Genomic DNA, 13,447 nt, shown 5'->3' on the forward strand with positions numbered 1-13,447 from the left:
AGCGGGACGGTAGACAAGGAGGTCCGAAAGGAAAGAGCGAAAGGAACAGATTATCGCTGAGACGGAGACCAACCTCTTACATGGGGAAATCGGCTTTGCAAAAGTGAACGAAGCTGCCAAGTGACAAAAATTTTAAGAGAGCATGAATGTTGCTTACATGTAGCCGATCCTGAACGAAGATGAGAGGCGGAGGCTCGTCCGGGATCTCATGACAAATGAGATCGGGGATTATAGTTCCCGGGCGTCCCGAAAGACCAGGAGGAGAAAACCCGCCGGAAAGAGCGCTGCCAGGGGCAGAGCAGGCCAGACCTCCCGCTGCCAGGCGAAGATCAGTGGCAGAAGGGTGTAGCCGAAGAGGAAGAGTTCAATGGCCAAATACAACCAGACTGGTCTTCTGTAGTGATGCATGAGACCGGGGCTACGCTGACGACCACGGATACCGTACTTGGGAGTGCGCTCGAATATTCCGCCGCGCTTTACCGCCCCCGCGATGACTGACCCAGCCAGAGTCGGCGCCAGACCTACGGTAAGAGCAGGGAGGAGTGGGAAATAAAGCAGACCGGAAAAATTGCGATGAGCCAGCAGGTGAATCAGGAAAAAAAGGGCCAGAGCGCCGCTCGCTCCGAAAAAGAGCGGCAGGTCGTAACGGAGCAACTGGTACGGCCCGACACCGATGCGCCAAGTGATGACTGGATAGAGGGTGAGAGTGACGATGGTCCCGAAAAGCCAGCCGAGGTTGGACAGAAGGTGAATGGCCGCCTCGGCTTTGACTGAGCGCGGGAGTGGCGCAGTCAGCAGCCGCGGGAGGAGTTTGCGGGCCGTCTGGATCGATCCCTTGGCCCAGCGCTGCTGCTGGCTGCGGAAGGCGGAAACGGTGGCGGGAAGTTCCGAGTCGACGACCACCTCGTCAAGATAGATGAAACGCCAGCCGGCTAGCTGGGCCCGGTAGCTCAGATCGAGGTCCTCGGTGACCGTATCTGACTGCCATCCTCCGGCCGACTCGATGGCCCCCCTCCGCCAGAGGCCGGCGGTACCGTTGAAGTTGAAGAAGAGCCCCCGGCGACAGCGGACCCGGTGCTCGATGCGGAAATGGGGTTCGAGCAGCAACGCCTGCAGGCGGGTCAACCAGGAATGATCGGTGTTGCAGAACCCCCATCGTGCCTGGACCATACCCACCTCCGGGGAGCGGAAATGAGGCACGGTCTGCCGCAGGAAATCAGAAGCCGGAATGAAGTCTGCGTCGAAAACGGCAATCAGCTCCCCCTTCGCTCTGCCCAAACCGAGGGCCAGGGCGCCCGCCTTGTACCCCCGTCGATGCTTCCGGCGTACCAGGAGCATGTCGATCCCCTTGGCCCGCCAATAGGCCACCCGTTCATCGACGATGGCGCGGGTGTCGTCGTCCGAATCGTCCAGCACCTGGATTTCGAGTCGGTCCGCAGGCCAATCGAGGGCGGCGGCGGCGTCGAGGAGTCGGGCGACGACGAAGCGTTCATTGAAGATCGGCAACTGCACCGTCACGATCGGACTCTCCTCCCGTTCGTCCGGCGGCGGTGGAAGAGGGTCGGGGGAATGCCGCCCCCGGCTCCAGCAGAGAAGCAGCCACAGACGATGCAGACCGTAAAGCGCCAGCAGGCCGAGGGAAGCAAAATAGAAAACGGCGCACAGTTGCATCAGCATGTTCGAGGCATTTCTGTGGCAGTCCCATTTTCAGGGACGGCAACCGTCTTACTCATCGCAGTCACAGGGCACTCCCAGGATCTTGTATTCGAAAAGGTAGCGCTCGGGGTGCCAGTCGGTCAGTCGTGCTTGGTCTCCATCAATAGACAGATCGGAGGCGGGTACCAGGCAGATTTTCATCGTCCAGCTCTGCCAGGAGCCTGACAGCTCCAGCGCCCCCTCTTGGCCACTGACGCCTTGCGCGAGAATCCGGCCCTCGGCTGGGTCGTTGGCATGGCGGACCAGGGCGTACGCCGTTTCGGCACCCAGCCCCCAGGCACTGAAAGAGAAGTTGCCATTGTCCACGTCATAAATCAATCGGCCCGCAGCACCCCCTTCGATAATCTGCCAGGTTCCCGGGTCCTTGGCATGGAGCATGAGCGTCTTTTCACCAGAGGCCCCCCTTGCGACGGCAGGCAGGACGACGGAGGCCGAAACCGCCATCAGGACGGCTGCCAGTAGAATTCCCTTGAGCATCATCGGCTGCCGTCACCGCCGGGACGTCGGAGCCAGTCCTCCATGCCGCCTTCGTAATTTATCCCGCCGGTGAACCCAGCGAGCTGGTGGACCATCCAGGCATAGGCCGAGCGCACCCCGCCCGTGCAGTAGAAGACGACCGGCTTGCCGGGGTCGATTCCCTTGTCGGCCATAAGCCTCTTCATCTTCTCCGGTGAAAGGGGGGACCGACAGGGGCCCTCGTAGAAATCACTCCACGGGATGCGGACCGCCCCCGGGATGCGTTCCTTGAGCCATTCCAGTGGGGAGCGCACATCGACGAGAGTCAGTGACTCCTGTCGGGCCATGAGATCTTCAGTGGTGATGTCGTGCTGCGGCTGCAGAGAGAGGGCATACGTCAGGGATGCCGCGGGCTCTGTGTCGCCCACGCTCAAGGGGAAACCGCCTTGCCGCCACCCCTGGATACCGCCGTCGAGGAGCCGAATCGGGCCCTGATGCCCAAGCCATGACAGTATCCAGATCGTCCAGCCTTCTCCCCCCCAACTGCTGTCGGCATCGCCGTAGACGACGACGTGGCTTCGTTCATCGATTCCCAGGCTTCCCAGCGCAGCGGCCAGTTCCGCCGGCGGCAGGGGGCGAAAAGGGATTCCCAGCTCATCGGTTCTGGTGTAGTCTTCCCAGGAAAACGAGCGGGCTTCTGGAATGTGTCCAACGCTCCACTCGGTTTTCGGCCGGGCATCGAGAATGATCCATCGACTTTTCTCCCTCTGCAGGAGTTCCGGAGTGATGAGTTGCAGCTCCCCTGCAGCCGAGGCGGGCGACAGTGAAATCGCCATGGCGAAGGCCGCCGCCAGTAAGGAGCGGAAAATAGTACCCCTTGTTTTTTTGCCTGTCATCATCTTCGGCTCCTTTTCGTGCCTCTCCCTCCAGCCGGACCTGCGTCTGGGGGTCCCTCTGCTGGTCGGCGTTTCTGCGATGACCTTCATTTCTCTGGCCTGTATTCTCTTTCAAGGTGAGCGGAGAGGGATAACCTGGTCGCCTGTATTCATCCTTCTCGTCGCTCTGATCCTGCGCCTTTTATTCGTCGCCAGCCCCCCCACGCTTTCCGACGATATTCACCGCTATGTGTGGGACGGCCTGAACATCCTTGGAGGAACCAACCCCTACGCTCTCTCCCCCTCGTCCACCCCTCCCGTGCCGGGCATGCAGGACCTTCGTGAAGCCATCAACCATCCCGACCTCGTCACCATCTACCCCCCGGCTGCCCAGGTTGTCTTTGCCGTCGGAGCCTCTTTCGGGGGTGTGACAGGGATGAAGTCGTTTCTGGCCCTGCTCGACCTGGTCCTCTGCTTCATCATTCTGCGCCTGCTGACCCGTCTCGATCTTCCCCCCTGGCGGGCGGTCCTCTACGCCTGGAACCCTTTGCCGGTGCTGGAGATCGCCTCTTCAGGCCACATCGACGGGGCGGCCGCGCTGTTTCTCTTTGCGGCCCTTTTCTTTCTGCTCAGATCCCGTGATAAACCGTTTTCACCCTTTCGCATCGCGGCGGCGGGCGGCTTCTTCGCCGCGTCCGTTCTGGTCAAGCTCTTCCCCCTGGTCTTCCTCCCTGCGCTCTTTTTCCTTTGCCGGGGAGCGGTCCGTTACTTCCTGGTGGGCTTCTGCCTCATCGCGGCAGGGCTCATTCTCCCGTTCATGCCGGAGATCGGCAATGCCTTTGCGACGCTCGATGTCTATTTAAGAAACTGGGAGTTCGCCGGGTTCGTCTTCCGCATCCTGCGCGACCTGACTTCAGGTCCGACCGCCCGGATCGTTCTGGGGATCGTCTTTCTGGCCGCGATGACGCACATCTACACGCGGGCCGCGAGACGACGGAGCGCCATCGGCACCGTCGCAGCGATGTATGGAGTCGCCCTCGCTTTTCTCGTCCTCACCACGACCCTCCACCCCTGGTATGCCCTTTACCTTGCGGCGCTTCTCCCCTTCGCCGCCGGGGTGAGCGGGTTGGTTCTTTGCTGGAGCGTCCTGCTTGCCTACCAGGTCCTGATCCCTTATGCCATCCTCGGACAATGGTCCGAGCAGGGGTGGGTGGCGGCCGTCATTTTCCTTGCTCCGGTCCTTGCCTGGCTGGCGACCCGGGGTGCGCGCTCAGGGCTTCACGGCCGATCACCCAGAGAATCTTCCACCCTGCCCGCATCACCCCGCTGAGGGTCCGGCTGATCTTGGATCTTCCGGTGATTCTCGACCGGTAGGGAAGCGGCAACTCCGCCACCCGCAATCCGGCCTTCAGCGCCCGAATCTGCATCTCCACCGTCCAGCCGAACGTCCGATCCGACATGTTCAGCCTCTCCAGCGATTCCCAGGAGATGGCTCGCAGCGGCCCCAGGTCCTCGTAGGCGTGCCCCCAAAACAGGCGGATCAGCCGGGTGGCGAGCCAGTTGCCGAATCGCTGCTGGACGCTCAAGGCTTCGGCATTTTCCGGCATACGCCGCGCTAGGGCAAGGTCGAGATTTCCCTCACCGAGCATATCGAGCAACAGCGGAAGATTTTCCACCCCATCGCTGCCGTCGGCGTCGGCAAAGGCGATGACGGCGGGGGGATCTTTGCGCAGGACGGCAAGTCCGGCCAGGCATGCGGCGCCGTACCCGGGGGCCGGCTCGTAGACCACCTCGGCCCCAGCGCACCGTGCCACGCTGGCGGTCGCATCGGTTGAACCATTGTCGATCACCAGCACGCGCGTCACGGCAGCCGGAATGCGCGCAAGAACCGCAGGCAGGGAGAGTTCTTCGTTTCGCGCGGGGATGATCAGGACGACGGTGTCCGTCACCGGCCCGGCGATCATGCGACCCCTTTCCTTCGGTTCTGGAGGCAACGATAGCCAACCGGCAGCAACGAGACCAGCGCCACCAGGCTGATTCCAAGCAAGGCCCTGGGCGACAGGCTGCCATGGACCAGATCGAACAGTGAACTAGAGAAGACGATAAAGGCTATGCAGGCCGGCAGCATGCAGACGAAAGTAGTCACAAAATAATGAGAAAAGGGAATTTTGGTCAGGCCTAGAGCGTAATTGAGCAGATTGAATGGAAAAGCCGGAATCAGCCTGGTGAAGGCTACAACCTTCCACCCGTGCTCGGCCACCTCGCGATCCAGTCGTTCCAATTTGGAGCCGGTCAGTTTGGCCGAGACCCAGTCGCGGGCCAGGTAGCGGGCGCAGAGAAAGGCCAGGGACGCGCCTGTGGTGGCGCCGATCATCGTATAGACCACTCCCCAGACGGGGCCAAAGAGCAACCCGCCGACAATGGTCAGAGGGAGAGCCGGCAGGAAAAGTACCGGCGCCAGGGCGTAGATCAGCATGTAGAGAGCCGGAGCCAGCCCCTCGGAGCCAGCAATCAACTCCTGCAATCGTTCCGGTTGGAACCGGGGTGCGTCCGATACCTGCATGGCGGAGGCAGCGGCCACCAAAATGGCGAGCAGGATCAGCGGCTTCCGGAAACGTTTTCTGGAATTTTCCTGCATCTGGCCGGATGTGCGCTCGCGTGTCACGGCAAAGCCCTCCTTGCGTTGAAAAGCTCTCTTGAGCAGGAGGCGATTTAGATAGGTAACCGGCGCTCTGGCGCCCTGCTTTTTCCCCGTAAAGGTCTGTTGTGGATCAAACAGGACATCGACCAGATGGTTGGTCGGTGTCTGTCGGCCCAGGGCCTGAACACAAGCGGCGCAGTAACTGATCATTCTGCCTCCGGCCGCCTCCGTCTCTCGCAGATTTCTCCACCCCGCCGCCATTTCGGGATGGAGCAGGTCGACCCCGCCCCCCTTCCCGCAACAGACGGTGGTGCCGCGCGAATGAGCCATCTCCTCCACCCTGAGCCCCTGGCGCCGAAGCAGAGTTCTGACCGCCGTCTGGGCCGCTTCGGCGTGACGGATCACGCAGGGGTCATGCACGGTGACGGTGCCGCTGGCTGCCGGCGGCTGCAGGTCCGCATCGGCCAGGGCCTCCCAGACGGTGCGGACCTTCAGACCGTCGCCGAAACCGGCGAACATCACATGGCAATTGGGGCAGGCGACCAGCACCTCCTCCACCCCCTGCTCCCGCAGCCGGGCGGTCATCTTGGAGAACATTCCGGCGACATACGCTTCACGCCCCAGGGAGTGGGACGGCTTCAGGCAGCAGTCGAATACGATGCCGAGCTGCGGATCGATCCGCTGCAGTTGGGTGAAGACCTCTTTGACCCCCTTAGGCCGGGTGCCGGAGAGGGAGCAGCCGGGAAAAAAAATGGTCGTACAGCCTTCCGGCAGCCGGTAGAGGGTGAAGCGGCGGGAGGTGCCCAACTTCTCATAGGTTTTCAGCGGGCGATGGGCGGCAAACTCTCCGCAGTTGCGGTCCACCGCCTCGCGGCGCATCTCCAGAAAGAACGCATCGAGGCGCAGTCGCTCCGGGCAGACCGCCGTGCACAGCCCGCAGAGGGTGCATTCAAAGGCGCAGTTCAGCGGCTCCGGGCTGTTTCCATCCAGGCGGGCGACGATCTGGCGCGGATTGCCGTGGCGCTGCAGAAAGCCGCACTCGCCGACGCAGCGCCCGCACTCGGTGCAGTCCCTCTGTATGTCCGCTTGCAGAGCCCGGAGGCGAGGGCGCAGTTCGGTATCGGCCGTAGACATCGGGCGACTCATCGCTTAGGGGGTGGAGTAATAGATCGCCAGGGTATAGGTGGCGCCGGCCGCGGTGTTCTGACCGTACACCGCCGGAGTCCAGGCCGCCTCGATCCCCCAGGCCTTCGTGAGTTTATAGCCGACGGTCAGGTCGAGTTTGGCAAGATCGAAGTTGTTGGTCGTCGTGGGATTGCCGCTGCTGTCGCGGCGTCTGCCGTTGTCGACGCTGAAAATGCCGTCGAGTTTGGCCCGGGTGAAAACCTTCGGCGACAGGTCGAAGCCGACCTCGACCAGGTAGCGGATCTCATCGGAAGGGTCCTCGTCCCGCCAGCGGTAACCCAGCTCCAGGTTGGTGTAGCCGGGAAGAAGGGGCCAGAGCGAGCGGCCGTAGAGAAGCTTCCCTTCGACGTCGTACTGCCCGTTCCCCAGAGGCAGGGGGTCGTCTTCGTCGTAGGTCTCGGGGATCTTCACCAGAGTCTGTACCGAGAAGACGCCGATAGGGTTCTCCACCAGACGGCGGCGCAGCCCGAGTTCGATATCGCCGACCCCCCAGGTGGTGTCCCTTCTCAGGTCGTCGTCCTTTTCGATGCGCTTGTAGGTCAGAGAGCCAAGGACGGTCAGGGAATCGGTGAGGCCGTACTCGAAATAGTTGCTGAGATTGTAGTCGGTGAACTCGCCGTCGTTGGCGAAATCGACCCGATCGCCGTCCCGATCGAAGTTGCGGTCGGCGAAATAGTAATTGAAGGCCAGACGGTCGTAGAGGTGGTGTTTCTTCTGGGTCCAGGCGCCGGCGTGGCCGGCCGTGACCGAAGCGGCAAGAAGCGCGATCGCCACCAGCGATCGCTGCAGGATGGTACGCATGGGAGGGTCCTCCGGTGATGCAATTCGGAAGAGCGCCGTGTTGCCGGCGCCCTCCGAACACATTTCAGGTTATTGAACACTTTCTTCGGCAGGTCAATCCAGAGTGCCACCAGTGGAAAATGGACGCCCTGAGGGGTCCTGCCGCCATCCGTCCGTGCTCCCCGAGATATCGGGGTCGCTCTGGTAGGTGGGGTCCTCCGTATAGGTGGTGCTCCAACCGGCCCAGCCGTCCGAGTAGTTTCGGATGTTGGTGTAGCCCATGAGGTGGGCGTAGAAGAAGGCCAGGGCGGAGCGGTAGCCGCCGCCACAATAGAAGATGGCTTCCTTGTCGAGAAGGTCGGGGGTGGCAGTTGAGCGGATGCCGATGCCGCGCCAGAAATCCCTGACCTCCGAATAGCTGCGCAGCGTGCCGTCCCTGTCGTTATAGACGGGTGAGAGATCATCGGCGTCATAGGCCCAGACGGCGCCGGGAATCCGACCCTTGTTCACCAGATAGCCGTACCCGCTGATAAGCCCGGCGTACTCGCCGCCGGAGCGCACGTCCACCATCTGGACAGTCGCGGAGTCATAGTTGGCGGCCGTGTAGTCGGTGGTGGCCCTGACCGCCGAATCGATAACTCCCTCGTAGACCGTTGCCACGGGGTTGTTGATCGTCGTTTCGGTGGGATAGCCGCTGGCCTGCCAGGCGGCATATCCTCCATTCAGAACCCGCACGTCCGCGACGCCGGCATATTTCAGAATCCACCAGAGGCGGGCGGCGAAAATGTTGCTGTTGCTGTAGACGACCACTGTCGTATCAGGGGTGATGCCCATGCTCCCCACGGCCGCCTTCAGCTCGTCATCGGGGAGGAGGAACCAGCGGGGGAAACCATTCTCATACGTGTCGGAGTTGGAGTGGATGGCCCCGGGGATGTGCCCCCGCAGGTAGGAGTCGTCGGCCCATCCCTGCCGCATGTCGTCGAAGCTGCCCCAGTGGGTTTCAAAAATCAGGTACTTGTGTTCCCGGCCATAGGGATACTCAGGCGGGGCTGCGCTGGCGCTGCCTGGCGCGTGGTAGTCGATCAGCTTCTTGATCCAGGCCGGATTGACCACGGAGGCATAATTCGGCGCTTTTTCCATCGGATAGTCGGCGTTGGCCCACTCCACGATTGATGCATCGTAATTGGAGGCCTGGGGGTAGCCCATCAGACGCAACAGGAAATACACGTAGCCGCTGCGGATGCCGACCGTGCAGTGCGCGGCGACCTCCTTGTCCGGGGTAACGCCGCGCGATTCGAAGAGCGTCTTCAGGTCCTGGTAGCCGAGGATGGTCTTGTCGCTGTTGAAAAACCAGGCATAGGGGAGGTTAACGGCGCCCGGAATGTGCCCGCCGCGGGCTTCCCCGTAAAACTGCCAGCCCATGAACTCCTCGTCGGTACGGGCGTCGACGACCACGAAATCCGGATCGTAGAGCCGCTTGGCGATACGCGCGGAGTCTGTCTTGGCACCGCTGTTGACCTCGGGGACGAAGGTCGCCGCCGGCAGGGTCCTGGAGGTGGTCTCGGTAGGACGACCGTCGGCAGCCCATTTGTCCCACCCGCCGTCGAGAAGGTGGACATCGGTGCTCCCCAGATATTCGAGCATCCAGAAGAGCCGTCCGGCCGCCCCGAAGGAGGCCGAGGTGTTGTCGTAAATGACGATCTTCGTGTCTCGGGCGACGCCTGCCTCACCCAGCGAGGCGGCGACGGTCGCGGTCTCCTTGAGCCCCGCGCCCCCCGTCCAGAAGGCGTTGTGCTGAAGGTTTACGGCGCCGGGGATATGGCCAGCCGAGTAGGCGGCGGGCGAACGGGCGTCGATGATGACCAGTTTCCCGCCCGCCTGGCTCGCGGCTGCCGCGGACACTGCGCCTGCGGCGATGTTTGCCTGAAGCGACTCCGCCGAAACAAGCAGGTCGGCGTTCGGGAATTCCGGCGAGGCCGCCGTGAGATCGACCGAGGCCGTTGTTTGCGGAGCCTTCTCGTCACTGCTGCTTCCGCAGCCTCCCAGTAGCAACGTACATAGTGCCGCAATGATCGGCAACGTCCACTTTTTCATTTTGTGCTGCTCCTTTGCTTGATGAGATCGGATGTTTGCCGAAGCACCATATCAAATCCACATATTCAAGATCCAACAATAAATATTGATAGATCCTATTTGATTTATCATAAATTTCTATTGATCTCGGGGAGAGGAGTCCACACTGAAGAGCAGGCATCGAAACCATCCTGCGGCTGGTAACGTGGTCCCGAACATCCTAGCAGCTATCGACCTGCTGGCCGACTCAAAGCGATGGACGGCGCTTCGGACCTGAGCGATGCTGGGTATCGGACGATTACGGCAGAGTTGGCAGCCAGGGTAAGGTTAAGCCCCTACTCTAGCTTTTTTAGGCGGTCGGGAATGTCCCATTTTTTCATCAGACGCACGACGCCCTCCGGAAGCATCCCCTCCCAGGGACCGTCGTGGAGCATGAGGTCTCTTACGTTGCTTCCGCTGATTCCCTTTTCCTCCGGCGGGACCTCCCAGAGAATGTGGGTTTTCAGGGCCAGGGAACGAAACATGGAGAGCTTTTTCCGGCTCCAATCGTCATAGATGCTGAGAAAAAACACGGCATCGAGGGGTACGTAGTAGCGGTAAAGTTCCGGCAGATTGACGGGAAAAGGAACGATGGAAAATGCCTCAGACGCTACCCCGGTATCTTCAAGGGCCTGGCGGACCATGAGGTAGCGCTCCCAGTAGGTGAGGGGGTTGGCTAGGCGGGCATGGCGATTTTTGTCCGCAGGGTCTTCCCGGGTCAGGTGGGGGTCGGGGTTGGTGATTCCCACGACCAGGTGGCTGCAGAGAGCCTTTCCCGCCAGCAGGTAGCGCAGGTGATCTTTATGCAGTACCTGGAATCGTCCATGGATGACCCCCACATCAAAAACCATCATGCCTCTCATCGCAGGCGAAATGGCTCGTAGTCGCCCGGCCAGTACGCCTGGTCCACAGGCGTGTCCATCAGCCCTCCCAACTTGGCCCTGTCAAGATAATTAAGAATCAGATACATAAGTTCCTTCCCGCGAACGCAGCCCAATGCTCCTGTAGCCGCGTTGATCTCATCGAAGCGATTCACCCCATCGCGGCGCACACCGGAGCCGCAAATGGTCAAGGGAACGGGCTCTCCCGAATGAATGAGGGTGCCGCAACTCGGGGTTGAATGGTCGGCGGTGACGATGAGCAGGAGGCCAGGTTCTTCGCGCAGTGGGCCGAGTACGCGGCCAAGGCCCTCATCGAGTGCTTCGATGACCGCCTTCTTGGCTAGAGGATCGCGGCTGTGTCCGGCCTCATCTGGGGCCTTGGTGTGAACGTGGATGAAGTCGTAGTGATCAAAGGATTCCCGGGCTTTGGTCAGACGTCTGGCGAGGTCTTCGGCCGGATCTCCGGTATCTCTGTCGCGCAGGCAGTCGAGTCCGAGAAAGGCGCTCAAGCCCCAGTAAATGATTCCCGAGGAGATAGAAAGGCCCCGCAGGCCGTTTTGTTCCCGGAAGTTTGGGATTGCCTTCAGACGGCCAGCGCGCTGGGTCACCAGTCCCTCGATGGGGAGCATGCCCCGGCTTTGCCGCGCCTGGTTCACCGGATGAGTCTTCAGCCGGTGATGCGCCCAGATCAGATAAGCGCGAAGCGCAGCGGCCGTTCTTTGCGCTGCGGGGTCGTCGGCATGTTCCCGCCAGGGGTGAAGCGCCGCCAGGGGACTTCCTTCCCGAATCGGGTCCGTATCGGTGATGAAGGGGGAGACATTGCCTTCCATCACCAGGATTCCGGAGAGCCCCTTGGTCCTCTCCAAACGGATTGAGATGCCGTCGACTTCGAATTGGCTGACGGCAGCAAAAAGGGCCTCCGCCTCTTCAGTCGAGGCGGTCGGTTCTCCCCGGTCAAGGATCAGGCGGTCTTCGGACTCGTGGACGCGGGCAAAATGCGTCAGGACGGCCACATCGTTGGGGCCCAAGGAAATGCCGACCCCCAAGGCCTCCAGCGGACCCCGACCGGGAAAGTCCTTCGAGTCGAAACCGAACATGAGGAAGTGGGCGTTTTCGCTGGACAGGGCCTGCCCCATGGCGCCGGAATGGTAAAGGCCACTGGCCCCTTCTTCTGCAAGCCGGTCGAGATGCGGGGTGCGGGCCGCCTGCAAGGGAGTCTGCCAGCCGAAGGCCTCGATGGAACGATCCCCAAGCCCGTCCAGAAGTATCAGGAGACATTTGTCGGGCAAAGAAACCTCGCTCCAGTCAGATGGCTATCGGATAGTCAAATTATAGACGACGCAGGTCTTGTTGAAATGGATTTTTGTTCTTTGGAGGGAGAATGACGACTTTTCGAATCAAGCAAAGGCAGCGGCAGGAAGATGCGCAGGTAAGTAATGGAGGGTCTTGTTCCATGCCGGTCGATAGTCGCCACCATTCAGAGCTTGTATGAGTTCGTCCCGGGACCGCACTGGATCTCGAAAAGTGGTGACCACTCGGCCCAACTCCTCAAGGGTATGTGCATCGCTGCCGCCACACTCATTGAGAAAATAGCGGGTTCGCCAGTTTTCTATCTTACGATTCTCGAAAGCCTGGTTGCGGCCATTAATCCCTTCGATGGTTCGGCAGAGCCCCTTTCGTATAATCTCTTCGTCGACCGATCGCGCCGTTCGAAAAGGGTGAGCGGCAATGGCCGCTCCACCCTTAAGGGTGACTGTATGCAGGAGTGTGGTCGCCTCCATGCAGGGAGGAAGTGACTCGAAAGGACCAAAAAGGAGGAAGTCCCCCTGGGGAGTGGCGTATTCCATGCCGAAGATGACGCAGAGCCCGTCCGATTGCATCCCCTCCCGAAGAGAATTCCTGATCTCCATGGTGTCGTGGTCGGTTATGCAGACACCGTCCAGACCTCTTGCCCGGGCGTGTAGAAGAATCTCACCGATGCCAAGGGTGCTGCAGGGAGATAGTGCGGTATGGACATGAAGGTCAAAGCGCATGGTGCAAATCCAAGAACGGTCAGCGAGAACACAACGGTTTAAGCGGGCCTCCGGAGAAGGTTGTATTCTGCAGAATGTCTGCTGAGAGCTGAAGGAAAAGATGAACATCAGGATAAACGTTTTGATATTGATATACAAATATGAAAAATTGATGAGAACTTTGTCCTCTATCAACGGTGCCAATGGGAGAGGGCTAAGGGCGAGTCTCCAACCCGGCGCTTCACCCCTGAGGCGCTCACGGCGAACATGCCGTGGGTGAAACTCCTTGGCAGGCCATCGGAGGTACCGCCCGCACGCTAAGAGGAGAACAACTATGGCATCGATAAGATCCGGTAACTGGACTCTCGCGCTCAGTTCTGACGTCAAGAAGCTGAGGTTTAAACTTGAACCGGTGAGGAGCGGAGTTGGCGGTAGAGCCGCCTATACCAGCAGCGTTTTTTCCTCACGCTGATGCCCAAGCCGGACTCGAACTTTCAAGTGTTTGATTTTTGAGGGGTTTGTAGGCCAACGATTGGAAGTCGAGAGAAGCAAAAATGTAAGCGGCCGATTTCACATGGGAAATCGGCCGCTTAATTTGCTGGCTCCCCGGGCCGGATTCGAACCAGCGACAGGGTGGTTAACAGCCACCTGCTCTACCGACTGAGCTACCGGGGATCGGAATTTCGTCTCCACACCTTGGCTTCTTGAGTCTTTTGCCTTGTAATCGGCAACATAACCGGGGGTTTACCCCTCGAAGACCATGTGTTTCAGAGACGAGGTGAACTTATA

The 13,447-nt window shown here is 60.5% G+C and carries 11 protein-coding genes and 1 tRNA gene; 1 reads left to right on the top strand and 11 read right to left on the bottom strand.

The window, feature by feature from the left end:
* Nucleotides 1–228: 228 nt before the first annotated feature.
* The 3 genes from DTF_RS0111605 to DTF_RS0111615 are packed head-to-tail and all read right to left on the bottom strand — an operon-like array spanning nt 229 to nt 3,008.
* Nucleotides 229–1,677 (bottom strand): glycosyltransferase, encoded by a 1,449-nt coding sequence (locus DTF_RS0111605; protein WP_051361247.1) that lies wholly within the window; start codon nt 1,675–1,677, stop codon nt 229–231.
* Nucleotides 1,678–1,725: 48 nt separating this feature from the next.
* A complete protein-coding gene (locus DTF_RS0111610) occupies nt 1,726–2,196 on the bottom strand; it encodes a hypothetical protein (RefSeq protein WP_035056936.1) in 471 nt (156 codons plus the stop codon).
* A complete protein-coding gene (locus tag DTF_RS0111615) occupies nt 2,193–3,008 on the bottom strand; it encodes a sulfurtransferase (RefSeq protein ID WP_027715464.1) in 816 nt (271 codons plus the stop codon). The genes DTF_RS0111610 and DTF_RS0111615 overlap by 4 nt, the downstream gene beginning before the upstream one ends.
* Here DTF_RS0111615 and DTF_RS25505 point away from each other — a divergent pair.
* Nucleotides 2,959–4,377, top strand: a complete 1,419-nt coding sequence (locus DTF_RS25505; protein ID WP_162148634.1) for a glycosyltransferase 87 family protein — start codon at nt 2,959–2,961, stop codon at nt 4,375–4,377. The genes DTF_RS0111615 and DTF_RS25505 overlap by 50 nt on opposite strands.
* Here DTF_RS25505 and DTF_RS26125 read toward each other — a convergent pair.
* The 8 genes from DTF_RS26125 to DTF_RS0111655 all read right to left on the bottom strand — a co-directional run bounded on the left by DTF_RS26125 (nt 4,268) and on the right by DTF_RS0111655 (nt 13,333).
* Nucleotides 4,268–5,011: a glycosyltransferase family 2 protein gene (locus DTF_RS26125; RefSeq protein WP_081702934.1), complete on the bottom strand. Its 744-nt coding sequence runs from the start codon at nt 5,009–5,011 to the stop codon at nt 4,268–4,270. The two genes, DTF_RS25505 and DTF_RS26125, sit on opposite strands and share 110 nt — an antisense overlap.
* Nucleotides 5,008–6,822, bottom strand: a complete 1,815-nt coding sequence (locus DTF_RS23225; RefSeq protein ID WP_155890800.1) for a VTT domain-containing protein — start codon at nt 6,820–6,822, stop codon at nt 5,008–5,010. Before DTF_RS23225 ends, DTF_RS26125 begins: the two co-directional genes overlap by 4 nt.
* 15 nt (nt 6,823–6,837) lie before the next feature.
* Nucleotides 6,838–7,674, bottom strand: coding sequence for a hypothetical protein (locus DTF_RS0111630; RefSeq protein WP_027715466.1), 837 nt, complete (start codon nt 7,672–7,674; stop codon nt 6,838–6,840).
* Nucleotides 7,675–7,767: 93 nt separating this feature from the next.
* Entirely contained in the window at nt 7,768–9,747 is a 1,980-nt protein-coding gene (locus tag DTF_RS0111635) for a sulfurtransferase (protein WP_027715467.1), read from the bottom strand.
* A gap of 314 nt (nt 9,748–10,061) precedes the next feature.
* Nucleotides 10,062–10,619, bottom strand: a complete 558-nt coding sequence (locus DTF_RS0111640; protein ID WP_155890801.1) for a nicotinate-nucleotide adenylyltransferase — start codon at nt 10,617–10,619, stop codon at nt 10,062–10,064.
* 5 nt (nt 10,620–10,624) lie between these two features.
* The gene (gene apgM / locus DTF_RS0111645; RefSeq protein WP_027715469.1) at nt 10,625–11,935 is read right to left on the bottom strand and encodes an alkaline phosphatase family protein; all 1,311 of its coding nucleotides are present in this window, start codon (nt 11,933–11,935) and stop codon (nt 10,625–10,627) included.
* 108 nt (nt 11,936–12,043) lie between these two features.
* On the bottom strand, nt 12,044–12,679 hold the full coding sequence (locus DTF_RS0111650; RefSeq protein WP_027715470.1) for a PHP domain-containing protein: 636 nt from the start codon (nt 12,677–12,679) through the stop codon (nt 12,044–12,046).
* A gap of 578 nt (nt 12,680–13,257) precedes the next feature.
* Nucleotides 13,258–13,333, bottom strand: a tRNA-Asn gene (locus tag DTF_RS0111655).
* Nucleotides 13,334–13,447 lie beyond the last annotated feature (114 nt).

The sequence above is a fragment of the Desulfuromonas sp. TF genome, from assembly GCF_000472285.1.
Classification (GTDB): Bacteria; Desulfobacterota; Desulfuromonadia; order Desulfuromonadales; family ATBO01; genus ATBO01.

What these genes read in the sequence shown, in the direction of transcription:
- DTF_RS0111605 (WP_051361247.1), bottom strand. Translation starts at nt 1,677, where the DNA reads ATGCTGATGCAACTGTGCGCCGTTTTCTATTTTGCTTCCCTCGGCCTG.
- DTF_RS0111610 (WP_035056936.1), bottom strand. Translation starts at nt 2,196, where the DNA reads ATGATGCTCAAGGGAATTCTACTGGCAGCCGTCCTGATGGCGGTTTCG.
- DTF_RS25505 (WP_162148634.1), top strand. Translation starts at nt 2,959, where the DNA reads ATGAGTTGCAGCTCCCCTGCAGCCGAGGCGGGCGACAGTGAAATCGCC.
- DTF_RS0111615 (WP_027715464.1), bottom strand. Translation starts at nt 3,008, where the DNA reads ATGGCGATTTCACTGTCGCCCGCCTCGGCTGCAGGGGAGCTGCAACTC.
- DTF_RS26125 (WP_081702934.1), bottom strand. Translation starts at nt 5,011, where the DNA reads ATGATCGCCGGGCCGGTGACGGACACCGTCGTCCTGATCATCCCCGCG.
- DTF_RS23225 (WP_155890800.1), bottom strand. Translation starts at nt 6,822, where the DNA reads ATGTCTACGGCCGATACCGAACTGCGCCCTCGCCTCCGGGCTCTGCAA.
- DTF_RS0111630 (WP_027715466.1), bottom strand. Translation starts at nt 7,674, where the DNA reads ATGCGTACCATCCTGCAGCGATCGCTGGTGGCGATCGCGCTTCTTGCC.
- DTF_RS0111635 (WP_027715467.1), bottom strand. Translation starts at nt 9,747, where the DNA reads ATGAAAAAGTGGACGTTGCCGATCATTGCGGCACTATGTACGTTGCTA.
- DTF_RS0111640 (WP_155890801.1), bottom strand. Translation starts at nt 10,619, where the DNA reads ATGATGGTTTTTGATGTGGGGGTCATCCATGGACGATTCCAGGTACTG.
- DTF_RS0111650 (WP_027715470.1), bottom strand. Translation starts at nt 12,679, where the DNA reads ATGCGCTTTGACCTTCATGTCCATACCGCACTATCTCCCTGCAGCACC.